At 70.0% G+C, this 17120-nt stretch carries 15 protein-coding genes; 10 read left to right on the top strand and 5 right to left on the bottom strand.

Annotation, left to right across the window (positions count from 1 at the left end; translation table 11 throughout):
* Positions 1-231 precede the first annotated feature (231 nt).
* Genes ABE488_RS00605 through ABE488_RS00595 form a run of 3 tightly spaced genes read left to right on the top strand, consistent with a single transcriptional unit; the run spans position 232 to position 3406 of the window.
* Positions 232-1371 carry a phytase gene (locus tag ABE488_RS00605; RefSeq protein ID WP_346446635.1) on the top strand — a complete coding sequence of 380 codons (1140 nt, stop codon included), beginning with the start codon at positions 232-234 and terminating at the stop codon, positions 1369-1371.
* 20 nt (positions 1372-1391) lie between these two features.
* Positions 1392-2777, top strand: coding sequence for a metallophosphoesterase family protein (locus ABE488_RS00600; RefSeq protein ID WP_346446633.1), 1386 nt, complete (start codon positions 1392-1394; stop codon positions 2775-2777).
* On the top strand, positions 2774-3406 hold the full coding sequence (locus tag ABE488_RS00595; RefSeq protein ID WP_346446632.1) for an inorganic diphosphatase: 633 nt from the start codon (positions 2774-2776) through the stop codon (positions 3404-3406). Before ABE488_RS00600 ends, ABE488_RS00595 begins: the two co-directional genes overlap by 4 nt.
* A gap of 108 nt (positions 3407-3514) precedes the next feature.
* Here the strand turns inward: ABE488_RS00595 and ABE488_RS00590 are convergent, their stop codons facing one another.
* Together ABE488_RS00590 and ABE488_RS00585 are read right to left on the bottom strand one after the other, a co-directional pair.
* A complete protein-coding gene (locus ABE488_RS00590; protein ID WP_346446630.1) occupies positions 3515-4945 on the bottom strand; it encodes an amidohydrolase family protein in 1431 nt (476 codons plus the stop codon).
* A 139-nt stretch (positions 4946-5084) separates the two neighbouring features.
* Positions 5085-6584 carry an aminotransferase class III-fold pyridoxal phosphate-dependent enzyme gene (locus ABE488_RS00585; protein ID WP_346446628.1) on the bottom strand — a complete coding sequence of 500 codons (1500 nt, stop codon included), beginning with the start codon at positions 6582-6584 and terminating at the stop codon, positions 5085-5087.
* Between the two features lie 180 nt (positions 6585-6764).
* On the opposite strand from ABE488_RS00585, the gene ABE488_RS00580 reads away from it, so the two are divergent.
* From ABE488_RS00580 to secF, 6 genes are all read left to right on the top strand, one after another.
* Entirely contained in the window at positions 6765-7196 is a 432-nt protein-coding gene (locus tag ABE488_RS00580; protein WP_346443303.1) for an Lrp/AsnC family transcriptional regulator, read from the top strand.
* A 95-nt stretch (positions 7197-7291) separates the two neighbouring features.
* On the top strand, positions 7292-8341 hold the full coding sequence (gene queA, locus ABE488_RS00575; RefSeq protein ID WP_346446626.1) for a tRNA preQ1(34) S-adenosylmethionine ribosyltransferase-isomerase QueA: 1050 nt from the start codon (positions 7292-7294) through the stop codon (positions 8339-8341).
* Positions 8342-8518: 177 nt separating this feature from the next.
* Positions 8519-9655, top strand: a complete 1137-nt coding sequence (tgt, locus tag ABE488_RS00570; RefSeq protein ID WP_346446624.1) for a tRNA guanosine(34) transglycosylase Tgt — start codon at positions 8519-8521, stop codon at positions 9653-9655.
* A gap of 116 nt (positions 9656-9771) precedes the next feature.
* Entirely contained in the window at positions 9772-10110 is a 339-nt protein-coding gene (gene yajC / locus ABE488_RS00565; RefSeq protein WP_183426274.1) for a preprotein translocase subunit YajC, read from the top strand.
* Between the two features lie 71 nt (positions 10111-10181).
* Positions 10182-12065 (top strand): protein translocase subunit SecD, encoded by a 1884-nt coding sequence (gene secD, locus ABE488_RS00560; RefSeq protein ID WP_346443100.1) that lies wholly within the window; start codon positions 10182-10184, stop codon positions 12063-12065.
* Positions 12066-12078: 13 nt separating this feature from the next.
* Positions 12079-13041, top strand: coding sequence for a protein translocase subunit SecF (secF, locus tag ABE488_RS00555; RefSeq protein WP_346446622.1), 963 nt, complete (start codon positions 12079-12081; stop codon positions 13039-13041).
* A gap of 186 nt (positions 13042-13227) precedes the next feature.
* Here secF and ABE488_RS00550 read toward each other — a convergent pair whose 3' ends face one another.
* The gene (locus tag ABE488_RS00550) at positions 13228-14058 is read right to left on the bottom strand and encodes an inositol monophosphatase family protein (RefSeq protein ID WP_346446620.1); all 831 of its coding nucleotides are present in this window, start codon (positions 14056-14058) and stop codon (positions 13228-13230) included.
* A gap of 86 nt (positions 14059-14144) precedes the next feature.
* On the opposite strand from ABE488_RS00550, the gene ABE488_RS00545 reads away from it, so the two are divergent.
* Positions 14145-14933: an RNA methyltransferase gene (locus ABE488_RS00545; protein WP_346446618.1), complete on the top strand. Its 789-nt coding sequence runs from the start codon at positions 14145-14147 to the stop codon at positions 14931-14933.
* Positions 14934-14954: 21 nt separating this feature from the next.
* Here ABE488_RS00545 and ABE488_RS00540 read toward each other — a convergent pair whose 3' ends face one another.
* The gene (locus ABE488_RS00540) at positions 14955-15572 is read right to left on the bottom strand and encodes an exopolysaccharide biosynthesis protein (RefSeq protein WP_346446616.1); all 618 of its coding nucleotides are present in this window, start codon (positions 15570-15572) and stop codon (positions 14955-14957) included.
* A gap of 10 nt (positions 15573-15582) precedes the next feature.
* Positions 15583-16890 carry a hemolysin family protein gene (locus ABE488_RS00535; RefSeq protein ID WP_346446614.1) on the bottom strand — a complete coding sequence of 436 codons (1308 nt, stop codon included), beginning with the start codon at positions 16888-16890 and terminating at the stop codon, positions 15583-15585.
* Positions 16891-17120 lie beyond the last annotated feature (230 nt).

The following is a 17120-nucleotide window of genomic DNA, read 5'->3' as shown; positions in this document are numbered from 1 at the left end:
GCCTGCGCCCCCCTTTGGCGTGGTGCAGGCCGGTGTTCACGAGCGCCTCGGGAACGTTTCGAAAAGTCTGGGTCGGTTGTGTTGCCGATTCATGATGGCGATGCTGCATGTGCGCCATCGCAGTGACATGCCGGTGTCATCGTCCGTCCACACAATCCGCGGTCGCCGCAATACGGCATGACCGTCGCGTGACCGTTGCGCGTCCCCGATGACACGACTTCCTGGTGATCCATGACAAGGCTTCCCTTCGTCCCTTTCCGAACGTGGGCGATCGCATCGCTTGCGCTGTGCATCGCAGGCTGTTCTGCGTCCGCGCCCGACATCGCCGGCCAGCCGAGCGCCGAGGCCCCTGCGACGCCGGCAACGCCCGGACGCGACCTGCCGATCGTCGAGGAAGCGTTCGTCAGTGCGCTGACCCCCGAGGACAACATCGACTCGCCGGCGGCATGGGCCGCGCCCGATGGCCGGGTGCTGGTGATCGCGACGGCGAAGTCCACCGACCGTCTGGTCGTCTACGACGGGGCGAGCGGCGAGACGCTGCGCACGTTCGGCGCTTCGGGCAGTGGGGCCGGTCAGTTCCGGCGTCCCAACGGCATCGCGGCGATCGACGACCTCGTGTTCGTCGTCGAGCGCGACAACCACCGCGTGCAGGTGTTGCGGCTGCCGGACTTCGCGCCAGTGCTCGCGTTCGCCGCGCAGGACCTGGTCAAGCCGTACGGGCTGTGGATCGACCGCGCCGGCGAGGGGTATACGGTCTATGTCACCGACGCCTATGACGATGGCGAAGATGCGCAGGGCCACGATGTGCTGCCGCCGCTCGACAAGCTCGACCGGCGCGTGCACCGCTATGCGCTGCGCCCCGATCGCGGGACGTTCGCGGTGGAGGCGCTGGGCGCCTTCGGCGACACCACGGCCGACGGCGCACTGCGGGTGGTCGAGTCGATCTGGGGCGACCCGGCGAACGATCGCCTGCTGATCGCCGAGGAGGACGAGACCTATGCCAACGAACTGAAGGTCTACGACCTGGCCGGCCGCTACGCCGGGCGCACGGTCGGCCGCGATGTGTTCCAGGCGCAGGCCGAGGGCATCATGCTCAAGACCTGCGCCGATGGCGGCGGCTGGTGGATCACGACCGAGCAGGGCAAGGGCCGGACCGCGTTCCACTTGTTCGACCGGCGCTCGCTTGCGCACGTCGGCGCCGTGGTCGGAAAGACGGTCGCCAACACCGATGGCATCTGGCTGCACGACGCACCGTCGGCGAACTTCCCCGGCGGCGCGCTCTATGCGGTTCACGATGACCAGGGGTTGGTCGCGTTCGACTGGCGCGCGATCGCGCAGGCGCTGTCGCTGCCCGCGTGCGGGCGGTCCTGATCATGGGAGCAAGCCTCGTCATGTCTCTGTGTTGGCGTACAGCGCTGCTCACGCTGGCTTTGCTTGCGCCTGCGGTTCACGCCGAGGCGCCGCGACAGCCTGAGCCCAACACCCGCGTGCCCGAGGGCGATCGCGGGCATGCCGCGAGCGCGTATCCGGACCGCATCGTCGCCTCGCCGGCGCAGGACGCAGCGACCGGCTTCGCGGTGGCCTGGCGGACCGACGCGCGCGTGCGTGCGCCGCAATTGCAGATCGCGCCGGCCGACGACACGCCGGACATCGCGGGTGGGCGCGCACGCACGATCGTCGCCGCCACCCAGTCGCTGGACACGCGCAACGGCGTCGCGCACCAGCACCGCGCCGATGTCGACGGCCTGACGCCCGATACGCTGTATGCCTGGCGCGTGCAGGGCCACGGCACATGGAGTCCCTGGTTCCACTTTCGCACCGCGGCCGCAGAGGCCGCGCCGCTGACGGTGCTGTACTTCGGTGACACCCAGAACCAGAACACTGCGCTGGTGACCCGGGTGATCCGCGAGTCGCGGCGCTGGGCGCCGGACGCGAAGCTGGCGCTGTTCGCCGGCGATCTGGTGTCGGGCGGTGGGGCCGGGCAGGGCGCCGACGACGACGAGTGGGCCGAGTGGTTCGAGGCCGCCAGCGGCCTGCCCGAAGACATCGCAACCGCGCCGGCGGCAGGCAACCACGAGTTCCACGACGAGCACGAGGACACACCGCAGGAACGCCGGGTGCTGTCGCCACACTGGCCGGTGACGTTCGCATTGCCGCGCAACGGCGCGCCCGGCGTGGAAGCGACGACGTACTGGTTCGACTACCAGGGCGTGCGCTTCGTCGTGCTCGACGGCACCTCGATCCTGGATCTGGGGACCGGTCCGGCGCAGGCGCAGTGGCTGGACCGCGTGCTGGCCGACAACCCGCACCGCTGGAGCGTGGTGCAGATCCACCAGCCGCTGTACGCACTGCGCGCGGACCGCGACTACGCGTCGCTGCGCGCACACCTCGCCCCGGTGCTGCGCAGGCACCGCGTGGACCTGGTGCTGCAGGGGCACGACCACGGCTACGGCCGCCGCGCGCTGGATGCGAACGGCGATACGCCACAACTCCTGGTCAGCGTGGCCGGCGCCAAGCAGTACCGCCTGGGGCCGCAGGCGCTGGCGACGATGGCACCGATCGCCGAGGACACCCAACTGTTCCAGGTGCTGCGCGTCGATGGCCCGGTGCTGCGCTACGAGGCGCGCACGGCGACCGGTCGGCTGTACGACGCGTTCGAACTGCACGACGACGATGGCCGCAAGCGGCTGGTCGAACGGGAGGGTGGCAGGATCGACATGCGGCGCTGCACGCGCGAGGGCTCGCTGAAGGGTCGCGCCGACCGGTGCTGGGAATGAGCGCGATGCACGGCACGCGCTTCGGCATGGCGGTGGTCACGCTGATGCTGGGGGCAGGGCTGAGCCTGGCGGGGGCAGCGACCTGGGCGGCCGGCCCCGCGGCTCATCCCTTCCACGCGCGCCAGCCCGACCCGTCGACGCATGACGCACTGCTGGTGGTGGAAATCCCCGCCGGCGGCATGGTCAAGTACGAGATCGGCGCCGAGGACGGCCTGCTGCACGTCGATCGTTTCGTGTCGATGCCTGTCGTGTATCCGGCGAACTATGGCGCGATGCCAGGCACACGTGCCGGCGATGGCGATCCGCTCGATGCGCTGGTGCTCACGCGTGCGCCGGTGCATCCCGGCGCGCTGCTCCGGTTCCGGCCGCTGGGCGTGCTGCGCATGCGCGACGGCGGACAGGCCGACGAGAAGATCGTCGGCGTGCCGGTCGACGACGTCGACCCGACCTATGCCGGGGTGCGCGATCTCGCCGATCTGCCGGCCGCCGAACGCGCGCGCATCGAGGCGTTCTTCCGCGTCTACAAGGACCTGCCCGAGGGCAGCAGCGCTGTGACCCTGCACGGCTGGGGCGACGCCGCCGCCGCGCGCGCGCTGATCGGTGACGCGATCGAGGCTGCGGGGCGCTGAGGCGACCAGTCGAGGGCCGGGGCCGCGCGGCGCGGCAGAGAACAGGCGGGGCCGTTGATGGCCCCGCTGCGAATCGGGACGCCTTGTCGGCCAGCGTGGTCTACCGGCTCAGCCCTCGGCGTCTGCGGCGTGGGCCTCGCGCGCGAGGCGCAACGCAGCCTCGACCGATGCCCATGCCTGGGGCAGGTCGACCTGCGCGCCGTCGGCCCAGACCGCCTGGATGGTGCGGGTGGCGCGGATGTCGGCCAGTGGGTCGCCGCTGACGACGAGCACGTCGGCGCGCGCACCGGCTTCGAGCCGGCCGAGATCGGAACGGCCCAGGATGTCGGCGGCCACATGGGTCGCCGCCTGCAGTGCCTGCACCGGGGTCAGGCCCATGCGTACCAGGGCCTCGAGTTCCTGGTGCAGCGCCGGACCGGGCAGCATGTAGGGCGCAGCGGGCAGGTCGGAGCCTGCCCCGACGCGGACCCCGGCCGCCAGCAGGCGCGGCAACAGGGCGGCCATCAGGGCCTGGTCGGCACGTGCACGGGCCTGCACTCGAGGCTCGGCGAGGATGCCCGACAGCGCCGACCAGTGCTCGGCGACGTCGACGGCCAGGCGGTCTGCACCGGGCAGGTCGTCGCGCGTCAGGCTGTCGGGCGTCGCGAACTGGATGCCGTTGGCCGTCGTCGGCACCAGGGCGACGACGGACTGCGCGAGCTCGGCGACGATCCGGTCGAGCAGGACCGGATCCAGCGTGTCGGCGGCCGGATCGCCGCCCAGTCGCTGGTACGCCAGCGCGGCGCCGCCGAGATGTTCCAGCGTGCCGACGCCGGCGGTGGCGGCCTGCAGCGCATCGACATGGGCGCCCGACAGCCCGCGCGTCAGAACCGTGCCGAGATCGGCCATGACCGGCAGGCCGTGACGCGCGGCGGCCTGTGTCGCGGCGTCGAAGACTGCGGGAGGCAGTTGCTCGTAGAGCTTGATCCAGTCCACGCCGGCCGCGGCCAGGGCGTCGACGACTGTGGCGGCGTCGTCAGGCGAGGTCAGTGTGATCGCGGGCTGGGTGCCCAGGGCCGCCGCATCGAACGGCGCAGGGCCATCGGGGGTCAGGACACTGACCGCGCCGTCGAGCAGCGGGCCGGTCGCGAACAGGCGCGGCGCACCCGGCGTCGCGCGCAGGTCGGCGAGCATGTCGAGGGTGTTGCCGGCATCGCGGATCGTGGTGACGCCCGACGGCACGAAGGCGCCGATGAAATGCGGCCGTGCATGCACGTGCAGGTCGATCAGTCCGGGCAACAGCAGGGCGTCGCCGTAATCGTGTTGCGCGGCCGTGTCGTCCCAGGCGCAGGTGTGGCGCGCGCCGGCACAGCGAACGCGCGCACCGGCGATCACCACGACGCCCTGTTCGAGCACCGTGCCGGCACGCGCGTCGAACAGACGGCCGAGCAGGACGGCATCGGCCGGCGGTTCCACAGCCGGCGCGGCGCTGTCGTGGCCGCAGGCCGAGAGAAGAAGCGCCGCGCACGGCAGCGCGAGCAGGACGGAACGTCGAATCATGGTCACCACGCTGTCGGAAGCAAAGCGCGCGGATCGATAGCGACGGCGCACGTCCTCCGGGCGCATCGGACGGCTCGGTGGCCGCGTCTGCGCCCGGGCGGACGCAGACCGGTGCCGGCCGCGCGGGGCGCCGACCTTATCAGGCCGCGGCGGCGTCCGTCTGGCGGGGGCCTTCGCGCAGCGCCTTGCCGACCATGTCCACCAGCAGCGCAAGTTCGTCGTCGCCGATCGCGAAGTGCGGGGTGAAACGCAGCGAGTTCGCGCCGCCGTGGATCACGCCGATGCCGCGCTCGCGCAGCCATTCCTCGGTCGAGCCGGCGCCGTAGCACTTGTACCGGGGATCGAGCTCGCAAGAGAACAACAGGCCGGTGCCCTGGACCTGGGTGATCGCGCCGCCCGCTTCGGCGCGCAGCGCTTCCAGCCGCTCGATGGCACGGCGCCCGGCCTGACGGATGTTGGCGCGGATCTCGGGCGTGAGCTGCTCGAGCACCGCGCAGGCCACGTCGAGCGCGCGGGGATTGGCGGTCATCGTGTTGCCGTAGACGCCGCTGCGGTACAACTGCGCGGCGTCTTGCGAGACCGCGAGCACCGACAGCGGGTACTGGCCGGCGTTGAGTGCCTTGGAATAGGTCTCCATGTCCGGCGCGTCGAGGCCTTCGAACCCGGGATAGTCGACGACCGACAGCACGCCGTGCGCGCGCAGGCCGGCCTGGATCGAGTCGACCAGCAGCAGGCTGCCGTGGGCGCGGGTGAGCTCGCGCGCGGCGGCGTAGAACGCGGGCGGCAGCGCACGGCCGGGATCGCCTTCGCCCATCACCGGCTCCAGGAACACGGCCTCGACGAACCACCCGTTCGCGTCCGCATCGGCGAACGCCTGCCGCAGCGCGTCGGCGTCATAGGGCGGGATGGTGATCAGCGAGTTCTCGTCGCGGAAGCTGGCCAGGTACTTCTTGTAGGTCGCGCGCGAGGAGTCGGAGTACAGCGCCGGGCGCTCGGTGCGGCCATGGAAGCTGCCCTTGACCACGATGCGCTTGATCGTGCGCCCCGCATGGCGGCCGCCCGGATCGGTCTGGACGCGGGTGTTGATGTCGGCGATGCGTGCGGCCAGGCCCACCGATTCTGAGCCGGAATTCAGGCACAGGAAGTGGCTGTACGGGCAGCCGCCGTCGCGGGTGTGGCCGATCTCGCGGCGCAGCGCGCGGTCGAGCCGCAATTGCGACAGGTGCGGGGTCATGATGTTGGCCATCGGCACCGGCCGCGCCATCGCCTCGAGCACCGTCGCGGGGGTGTGGCCGAAGCCGAGCATGCCGTAGCCGCCCGAGTCATGCAGCACCGCCCCCTTGAGGGTGACGATCCACGGGCCGCGTGCGGCCAGCGCGACGTAGGGGTTCACTGCGTCGCCGGGGTAGAAGTTGACGTAGCCAGCCTGCACCGTGCGGGCTTGGGCGTCCTCGTCGAGGTCGAGCAGGTCGGCGAACTCGCCGCCGATCCGGGCGTACTCGTCCGCGGCGGCCTGCAGCGCCTCGACGAGTGCGGGGTGGCGCGCGGCGTAGGTCTCGACGACATCGTCGGGCAGGCCGGTCGTGCGGCGTGCGCCGCCATGGGCACGCAGGGGGGCGAGGATACGGGTCACGGACATACGGTGGACTCCCAGGTCGGCAGGCGGGCCGGTGGGCGGGCGCGGGCTCGCGACGATAGGCGAGACCGGCTCCCCAGCCGGTACGTCCCTTCTATTATCTGGACGATTCCGTCGGCCGGTAGCGACGGATCGCCGAATCGCTGCTAGGATTTCGGCGCATCGCCGAATCTATTCGTGAAAATGTCCAGCGAGCCTGCCGACGTCCGCCTGCTGATGCTGTTGCGCGAGAACGCACGGCTGTCGACCGCCGAGATCGCGCGACGACTCGGGCTGTCGCGCACGACGGTGCAGAGCCGGATCGAGCGGCTCGAGCGCGACGGCGTCATCAACGGCTACACCGTGCGGGTGCGCGACGACTTCGAGCAGGGGCACATCCGCGCGCAGATCATGATCAGCGTCCGGCCCCGGCAGATGACCCCGGTGGTGACCGCGCTGCGCGCGATCGATGCGGTGCGCACGCTGCATTCGGTCAGCGGGCCCTACGACCTGATCGCGCTCGGCGTGGTGCCGACCGTCGCCGACATGGACGTGCTGACCGACCGGATCGGCTGCCTGGAGGGCGTCGAGCGCACGACCTCGTCGATCATTCTGTCGACCAAGTTCGAACGGTAGACGTCCCACGCCTGCCGCTCCACCCGGCGCCCATGGCGCCACCGCGCCCGTCGCCTCGACCTACAATGGCCGCCCCTTCCGATCGTCGGCGCCTCTTGAAGAAGTCCGATTTCCATTTCGACCTGCCGGACGCGCTGATCGCGCAGGCGCCGCTGGCCGAGCGTTCGGCCAGCCGGCTGCTGGTCGTGCCGCCTGCCGACGGCGCGTTCGACGATCGTCACGTGCGCGACCTGCCCGAGCTGCTGCAGCCGGGCGACCTTCTGGTGTTCAACGACACCCGGGTGATCCCGGCGCGGCTGTTCGGGCACAAGGACAGCGGCGGCCGTGTGGAGATCCTGATCGAGCGCCTGCTGCCCGGCAACGAGGCGCGTGCGCAGATCGGCGCCAGCAAGGCGCCCAAGGCGGGGGGGCGGATCGTGCTCGACGGTGGCGGCAGCGCCGAGGTGCTGTCGCGCGATGAGGGCTTCTACCACCTGCGCTTCGAGGTCGGCGACGCGCTCGAATCCTGGTTGCTTCAGGCCGGACGCATGCCGCTGCCGCCCTATATTCGGCGCGAGCCGGGGCGCGACGACGCCGAGCGCTACCAGACGGTGTTCGCGCGCGAGGTCGGCGCGGTCGCGGCGCCGACCGCGGGCCTGCATTTCGACGATGCCTTGCTCGAGCGGCTGCGTGCGCGGGGCGTGGCCTTCGGTCACGTGACCCTGCATGTGGGCGCCGGCACCTTCCAGCCGATGCGGGTGGACGATATCCGCCAGCACCGCATGCACAGCGAGTGGCTCAACGTCGGTGCCGAACTGGTCGCGCAGATCCGGCGCACCCGCCAGGCCGGTGGCCGCGTGATCGCGGTCGGCACGACGGTCGTGCGTGCGCTCGAGAGCGCGAGCGTCGAGGGCGAACTGCACCAGTTCTCGGGCGAGACGCGGATCTTCATCTTCCCCGGTTACCGCATCCGCAGCGCCGATGCGATGGTGACCAACTTCCACCTGCCCGAATCGACGTTGTTGATGCTGGTCTCGGCCTTCGCCGGCCGCGAGCGCATCCTCGCCGCCTACGCGCATGCGGTCGCGGCGCGCTACCGGTTCTTCTCCTACGGCGATGCGATGCTGCTATGGAGCGCCGAGGCGTCTGCGCAGCCGGCCGACTGAGCGGGCGGGCCTCGCCGGGCCGCACGCGGCGGCCCGGGGGCTGCGGAGGATCGCGCCCAGATTGCCGGTGCGCCTGTCGGCCAGGCGTCCCAGGCCTCGCCTTCGCCATCCGGCCAACGGGCGGCGGCGATCCATGGCGTCAGGGTCGGGCGCGGACGGACCGGTCATACTAGCGGGATGTCCAGAATGTCCTTCCAGCTGCTCGGCAGCGACGGCGCGGCGCGGCGCGGCCGTATCGATTTCCCCCGCGGCACCATCGAAACCCCCGCCTTCATGCCGGTCGGCACCTACGGCACGGTCAAGGGCGTGCTGCCGCATCAGATCCGCGCGCTGGGCGCGCAGATCATCCTGGGCAACACCTTCCATCTGTATCTGCGCCCGGGCCTGGAGGTCATCGAGGCGCACGGCGGCCTGCATGGCTTTGCGCGCTGGGACGGGCCGATCCTGACCGATTCGGGCGGTTTCCAGGTGTTCTCGCTGGCGCACAAGCGCAAGATCACCGAGGAAGGCGTGACGTTTTCGGCGCCGACCGACGGTTCGCGGGTGTTCTTGGGGCCCGAGGAGAGCATGCGCATCCAGAAGACGCTCGACTCGGACATCGTGATGATCTTCGACGAGTGCCCGCCAGTGCAGATCGACGGCAAGCCGGTCGACCCGCGCGTGGTCGAGCGCTCGATGGAACTGTCGCTGCGCTGGGCGGCGCGCTCCAAGCGTGCGCACGAAGGCAACGACGCCGCGCTGTTTGGCATCGTGCAGGGGGGCGTGCACCACGACCTGCGCACCCGCTCGGCGCAAGGACTCCAGGCCATCGGCTTCGACGGCTATGCGATCGGCGGGCTGGCGGTCGGCGAAACCGAGGCCGAGCGCAACGCGATGCTCGACCACACCTGTCCGCAATTGCCGGGCGACCGTCCGCGCTATCTGATGGGGGTGGGGCGCCCGGAGGATCTGGTGGAGGCGGTCGCCCGCGGGGTGGACATGTTCGACTGCGTGATGCCGACCCGCAACGCCCGCAACGGGCATTTCTTCACCTCCACCGGCACGATCCGCATCCGTAACGCGAAGTTCGAGAAGGATCTGCGCCCGATCGAGGAAGGCTGTGGCTGCGAGGCCTGCGCCGGCGGCTACACCCGCGCCTATCTGCGCCACCTGGACCGCTGTGGGGAGATGCTGGGGCCGATGCTGGGCACGCTGCACAACCTCTGGTATTACCAGCGCCTGATGGCGGACATGCGTGCCGCGATCGAGTCGGGAACCTTCGCCGCGTTCCGGGCGTCTTTCTATCGCGCCCGGACCGGGAATCCGGACGCCTGAGCCGGGCCTGACGGCTCGGATCGCCCGATTTTCACCCCCGTCCACGCCCCGGCCTGCGCCTCCGGCCGGCCGTGGCATAATCGCCTGCTGCCTTTTCGACCCTGATGGATGCCCAGATGAATCTGCTGGACCTGCTGATCGCCCCCGCCCACGCCGCCGCCGGGGCGCCCGCCGCGCCGAGCATGCTGTCGACGCTGGCTTTCCCGATCATCCTGATCGCGATCATGTACTTCTTGATGATCCGCCCGCAGATGAAGCGGACCAAGGAACACCGCGCGATGCTCGACAAGCTGTCGGTCGGCGATGAGGTGATCACCAATGGCGGCATCGCCGGCGTCGTGCGCGCCATCGGCGAGAGCTTCATCACCGTCGAGATCGCCGAGCGCGTCGAGATCCGGGTCCAGAAGGGCGCGGTCGGCAACGTGCTGCCCAAGGGCACCCTGAAGTCGGCCTGATTTCCTGATTCTGCCGGGGCTTGCCCCGGCAACTCTCCCGGCGCCGTCTGCGCGGCGCCCGAGGCAAGCCAATGCTCGAATTCCCGCGCTGGAAATACGTCCTGATCCTGCTGGTGCTGGTGCTGGCCGCGCTGTACGCGCTGCCCAACGCCTACCAGAAGAATCCGTCGATACAGATCACCCCGAGCACCAGCGAGGCGCGCATCGACGATGCGCTGCGCCAGCAGGTGGACGGCCTGCTCAAGGACGCGGGCGTGACGCCGGTCGGCACCGAGGTCGACGACAGCCACCTGCTGGTGCGCCTGCACGATGCCGATGCGCAGACCGCGGCCGCCGACACGCTTCGTCCGGCGCTGGGGGAGAACTATTCGGTCGCCCTGAACCTGGCCTCGACCGTCCCCGACTGGCTGTCGCGCTTCGGCGCCCGACCGATGTCGCTGGGTCTGGACCTGCAGGGCGGCGTGCACTTCGTGATGCAGGTCGACCAGGCCGCCGCGCTGCAGAAGCGCGTCGACGGCTACGCCGACGGCATCCGCACCGTGCTGCGCGACAACCGCATCGGCTATTCGAGCGTCGAGCGGCGGGCCGACAACAGCATCGGCGTCGTGCTCAACGAGGGTGCCAACGTCGCCCAGGCACGCCAGCACATCGCCACCAGCCTGGCGAGTGCGTCGGGGCAGGGGGTGGCCGGCAGTGGCCCGCAGATCGCCGTCGACGGCAACCGCATCACCGTGCGCCTGTCGCAGAGCGAGATCGCCCGCATCGCCACCGACGCGGTCGAGCAGAACCGCACCGTGATCTCCAACCGCATCAACTCGATCGGCGTCGCCGAGCCGGTGCTGCAGCGCCAGGGCGAGGACCGCCTGGTCATCCAGCTGCCCGGCCTGCAGGACACCGCCGAGGCCAAGCGCCTGATCGGCGCGACCGCGACGCTGGAGTTTCGCGCGGTGACCGGCGATGAGAACCAGGCCGCCGCTGCGGTGGCCTCGGGCAGCGTCCCGGCCGATTCGCGCGTGTACTACGACGAGAACAACCGCCCGCTGCTGCTCTCGCGGCGCATCCTCGTCTCGGGCGACCAGCTGATCAACGCCAATCCGCGGACCGACCAGCAGACCGGCATGCCGTCGGTCAGCATCACGCTCAACAGCGCGGGCGGCAAGCGCATGCTCGACCACACGCTGGAGAACGTCGGCCAGCGCCTGGGCATCGTCTACGTCGAGCGCATCCCGACGGTGCGCGTCGTCAATGGCGAGGAAGTCCGTTCGGCACGGACCGTCGAGCGCGTGATCAGTTCCTCGACGATCCGCGGCGTGTTCGGACGCGAGTTCCAGACCACCGGTCTGAGCCGCGACGAGGCCAACGACCTGGCCCGCCAGCTCAAGGCCGGCGCACTGGCCGCACCGATGGACTTCGTCGAAGAGCGCGTCGTGGGCCCGAGCCTGGGCGCGGAGAACGTCGAGCGCGGCGTGACCGCGGTGCTCTACGCGTTCGTGTTCACGCTGATCTTCTTCATGCTGTACTACCGCATGTTCGGCATCGTCACCTGCCTGGCGCTGATCCTGAACCTGCTGATCGTGGTCGCGGTGATGTCGCTGTTCGGCGCCACGATGTCGCTGCCCGGCTTCGCCGGTCTGGCGTTGTCGATCGGCCTGTCGGTGGACGCCAACGTGCTGATCAACGAGCGCATTCGAGAGGAGCTCAGGGCCGGGATGCCGCCCAAGGCGGCGATCGTGACCGGCTACGAGAAGGCCTCCGATACGATCTTCGACTCCAACCTGACCGGCATCATCGCGGGTATCGCGCTGTACGCCTTCGGCACCGGCCCGCTGCAGGGCTTCGCGGTCACGCTGGTGATCGGCATCATCGCCTCGATGTTCACCGCGATCGTCGTCTCGCGCGCGCTGGTCACGCTGATCTACGCGCCGCGCAAGAAACTCAAGTCCCTGGCGATCTGACGGGAGAGACCCCATGAAAATTTTCCCGTTGACCCTCGTTCCCAGCGATACCCGCATCGACTTCATGCGGCTGCGCCATGTCTGGGTTTCGATGTTCGCCCTGCTGTTCGTGGCCTCGATCGCGGTGATCGGTCTGAAGGGCTTCAACTTCGCGCTCGACTTCACCGGCGGTACCGCGGTGAACGTGCGCTTCGAGCAACCGGTGAGCGTCGATGAGGTGCGCGAGCGGCTCGAGACCGCCGGCATCGCCAATGCCCAGGTGCAGACCTTCGGCAGCGGCAACGACCTGCTGATCCGCGTGCGCGGCGACGAGCAGGCGAGCGTGGACGGCAACACGCAGTTGGCGCAGCAGGTGCTGGCGGCCGCGACGAGCGACAGCAATCCCGGTCGGATCCTGAGCACAGAAGCGATCGGTTCGCAGGTCTCGGGCGACCTGCGCAAGAACGCGATCTACGCGGCGATCTTCGTGCTGGTGGGCTTCCTGCTCTACATCAGCGTGCGCTTCGAGTGGAAGTTCGCGGTCGTGGCCAGTGTGACCACGCTGTTCGACGTGCTGGTGGTCGCCGCGCTGTTCTCGCTGACCGGTCGCGAGTTCGATCTGACCGTGCTTGCGGGTCTGCTGTCGGTGATGGGCTTCTCGATCAACGACACCATCGTGGTGTTCGACCGCGTGCGCGAGAACTTCCGCGGCGTGCGGGCCGAGCCGCTGGAGATCTTCAACCGCTCGATCAACCAGACGCTCTCGCGCACGATTATCACCTCGCTGGTGTTCTTCCTGTCGGTGCTGGCGCTGTTTCTCTACGGCGGCGGCTCGCTCGAAGGTCTGGCGCTGACGCAGATGATGGGCGCGGTCGTGGGCACCTTGTCGTCGATCTTCATCGCCTGTCCGCTGCTGACCTACGGCGTGCTGCGCGTCACCAAGCAGGACCTGTTGCCCAAGGCCAAGGACGAAGCGGCCCTGGCACGCCGGCCGTAAGGCCGGCGGCCGGGTCAAAACCGGGGTGAGAGTGCAATTTTAGCCGGGCGAAAATGCACGCAGACCCCGGATTTTGACCCCGGTTCTTGTCCGGGCCGGGACGAAGAAAAAGCCACGCAATGCGTGGCTTTTCTGTTTCCGGGGGCTGGGATCCGCGTCTGCGGATCCTGCGACTGGCCCGATGGGTCAGTCGAATTCCTTTGCGTACCCCGACGACACCAGCACCTGCTGCAGCGGTTCGATCAGGCGCACATTGGCGGCAAGGATCGGGCGGCCGCCGGCAAAGGCGACATTGAGCGGCCCGGTGGCGCGGCCCTTGAAGTCGCTGACGCGACCGCCAGCCTCACGAACCAGCAGCACGCCGGCCGCGATGTCCCAGGGGTGCACGCCGGCCTCGAAGTAGGCGTCGCAGCGGCCGGCGGCGACGTAGGCCAGGTCCAGCGCGGCCGAGCCGGCGCGGCGGACGTCTTCGGCGGACTCGAGCAGAGCGTCGACCGCGCGCAGCTGCGCACCGGCACGCTTGCGCTCGCGCGGGGCGAAGCCGGTGGCGATCATCGCGCCCGACAGGTCCTTGCGGTCGGCGATGCGGATGCGGCGTTCGTTGAGCTGGGCGCCGGCGCCGCGCGTGGCGGTGAACAGTTCGTTGCGCAGCGGATCGAAGATCACGCCGTGCAGCGGCTCGCCGCCCTCGACCAGCGCGATCGACACGCACCAGTGGGGGAAGCCGCGCAGGTAATTGCTGGTGCCGTCCAGCGGATCGATGACCCAGGTGTAGCGGCTCGCACCGCCTCGGCCGGGCTTGGCACCGCCTTCCTCGCCGAGGATGGCGTAATCGGGGTGCGCCCGGCGCAGTTCCTTGACGATCGCCTCTTCGGCCAGGCCGTCGACCTCGCTCGCGTAGTCCAGCCGTGCCTTCTCGACGACGTTGAGCGCGTCGAGCTTGTGCATGTTGCGGAGCAGGACGTTGCCGCCGGCACGCGCCGCCTTGACCATGATGTTGACAGCAGGTTGAAGCATCGCGGACGACTCCGGGCGCGGGCGGGTTCGAGGGGAAAAAGAGCAGTGCCGGCGCTTGGCCGGTCGGGCAGTTTACCATTCGCGGCATGCAAGCGCCCCTCAATCCTGACTCTTCGCCCGACACGATCGCTGCGCGCCTGCGCATCGTGCTCGTCGGCACCCAGCATCCCGGCAACATCGGCTCGGCCGCACGCGCGCTCAAGACGATGGGACTGCAGCGTCTGGTGCTGGTCGCGCCGCAGAAGTTCCCCCATACCGACGCCGAGGCGATGGCTGCCGGCGCCGACGACGTGCTGGCCTCGGCCGCGCGCTTCGACACCTTGGCCGAGGCGGTCGCCGACTGCCGGTTCGTGCTCGGCTGCACCGCGCGCAGCCGTCGGGTGCAATTGCGCGAGCTGCGTCCGCACGAGGCGGCGGCTGCGGCGCACGCGCAGGCGCTGGCCGGCGGCGAGGTCGCGCTGGTGTTCGGTCGCGAGCGCACGGGGCTTGAGAATTCGGAGTTGCAGCTGTGCCATGCGGCCGTGCACATCCCCGCCAATCCCGACTACAGCTCGCTGAACCTCGCGGCCGCGGTGCAGGTGCTCAGCTACGAGCTGCGGCTGGCGCTGCTGGGCGAGGCCTCCGCTCCTCAGGCGGTCGTGCCGGCGTCGGCAGACGCCGTGCCGCACGCGCAGCTCGAAGGCTTCTTCGCCCAGTTGGCCGACACGCTCGAGGCGATCGATTTCCACAAGGGGCGGGCGCCGGACTCGGCGATGCGCAAGCTGCGCCGGCTGTTCGTGCGCACCGGGCTCGACGAGAAGGAAGTCCGGCTGCTGCGCGGCATCCTGGCCGACGCTCAGCGCATGGCGCAGCTCGCTGGCGAGCGCGGCCGCTGATCGGCTGGCCGCGTTGCCGGGCTAGGTGAGCCGCGAGATCCAGTCTGTCGCAGCGGCGGCCAGCGCGCCGCTGAGCACACCGAACACGCCGATCGCCAGCAGGCCGGCGGCCCAGGCGACCAGCAGCAGGGCGCCGTCGCGTTCGAGCAGCGCCAGTGCATAGGCCAGCAGCAGCACGGCGAAGACATAGTTGGTGAACGGGATCGGCAGCGCCAGCAAGATTCCCAGCAGCACCAGCAGCAGACCGGTGAACATGGTCGCTGCGCGATGGTCGAGGACGCCCGGCAGCCGCGGGCGACTGACCCGCTCCAGGCGTCGGAACCAGGGCTCGAGCACGGTCTCGAACCGCTGCACGGCGCTGCGGTGCGGGCCGCGCTCGGCGATGAAGCTGGGCAGCCACGGCTTGCGCAGCCCGATCAGCAGCTGCAGCCCGACGAAGATCACCAGCGGGCCGCCGACCGCGCCGCCGACCCCAGGGATCGGGATGAAGGCCGGCAGCGTGGCGACGAACAGCATCATGCCGAACACGCGCTTGTCCAGGCCGGCCAGCAGGTCGCGGAAGCGCAACTGGTCGCCAGGATCGCCCGCCGCCATCGCCGCGAGCAGTTCCCGGGTCGAGGCTTCCTCGCGCGAACGCATCGCAGGCCCGTCAGGCCGCATTGTCGGCCTCGGCCTCGGGCAGGCGCTGCAGCAGCAGCTTGTCCACGCGCGGCCCGTCCAGGTCGACGATCTCCACCCGCCAGCCGTTGGCGTCGAAGTGCTCGCCGACGTTGGGGATGCGTCCGAACTGGGCGATGGTCATGCCGGCCGCGGTGTGGAACAGGTGTTCGTCCTCACCCGGCAGCGTGCCGCCGCCGAGCAGCTCGCGGACCGCCTCGACCGACAGGCTGCCGTCGACCAGCAGCGAGCCGTCAGCGCGTGTGACGACCAGCGGCGAGGCGTCCACGCCACTGCTCTGGGTGCGGCCGATCACCGCTTCCATGACGTCGTTGACGGTGACCATGCCGGTGATGTCGCCGTACTCGTCGACCACCAGCGCCAGCGATTGCTGGTTTTCGCGCAGGATCTCCAGCAGCTTCATCGCCGGCGTCGACTCGGACACGAACAGCGGCTCGCGCAGGTACTTGAACAGGTCGAACGCCCCCGCATCGAGCCGGTCGATCAGCGATTTGATCTCCAGCACCCCGACCACGTCGGCATCGTTGCCGCGCAGCACGGGGTAGCGCGAGTAGGGCGTGTCGCGCATCCGCGCCAGGTTCTCTTCGAAGCTGGCCGACACGTCGAGCCAGGCGATCCGGGTGCGCGGCGTCATCAGCGTCTCGGCATCGCGGTCGCCCAGCGTGAGCACGCGATTGACCATGTTGCGTTCGTCGGCGTCGATCACGCCCTGCTCGTGGCTCTCGCTCACCAGCATGCGGATCTCTTCTTCGGTCACCTGGGCCGCTTCGGTGTCGTTGAGCCGCAGCAGCCGCAGCAGGCCGCGCACGGAGGCGCTGAGCAGCCACACGGCCGGGGTTGCGATCCGCGACAGCCAATGCATCGGCAGCGCGACCACGCTGGCCACCCGCTCGGGCGCCAGCAGTGCCAGCCGCTTGGGCAGCAGTTCGCCCAACACGATGGTCAGGAAGGTGATCAGGCCAACGGCCAGCACCGTGCCGGCGGTGGCCGCATAGGCGCCCAGCGCCGGCAGCCTCGACGCCAGCCAACTGCCGATGGCGCTGCCCAGCGCGTCGCCGCCGAGCATGCCGGTCAGTACGCCGATCAGCGTGATGCCGACCTGGACGGTCGACAGGAAGCGCTCGGGGTGCTGGGCCAGCTCGAGGGCCGTGCGCGCGCCGCGCCGCTCGGCCATTTGCTTCAGGCGCGGCTTGCGGGACGTCACGACCGACATTTCCGACAGCGCGAAGAACGCGTTGCAGGCGATCAGCGCCAGGACGATGAGGATCAGCTCAATCATCGACGGCGCCCGTGTTCAGGCCGTGGCCGGTGGTGAAGGCCGGCGGGCGCGGGCATCGGCGGGCGAAGGGCGGTCTAGGGTCGTCGTCCATGGGGGGCGGGCAGCGCAGGAGGGCGCGGGCCGGACTATAACAGGTGGCCGCGTGACGACCCCGGGCACGTCCGGGGTGGTCGCAGGCGTCACGGAGCCGTCATAATTCGCCCTTGCGCAAGCGCCCGGCCCCGCGGGTG

Source organism: Luteimonas sp. TWI662 (genome assembly GCF_039673825.1).
Taxonomy (GTDB): Bacteria; Pseudomonadota; Gammaproteobacteria; order Xanthomonadales; family Xanthomonadaceae; genus Luteimonas.
The sequence above is the reverse complement of the archived record's forward strand: the minus strand, read 5'-3'. Positions and strand labels throughout refer to the sequence as shown.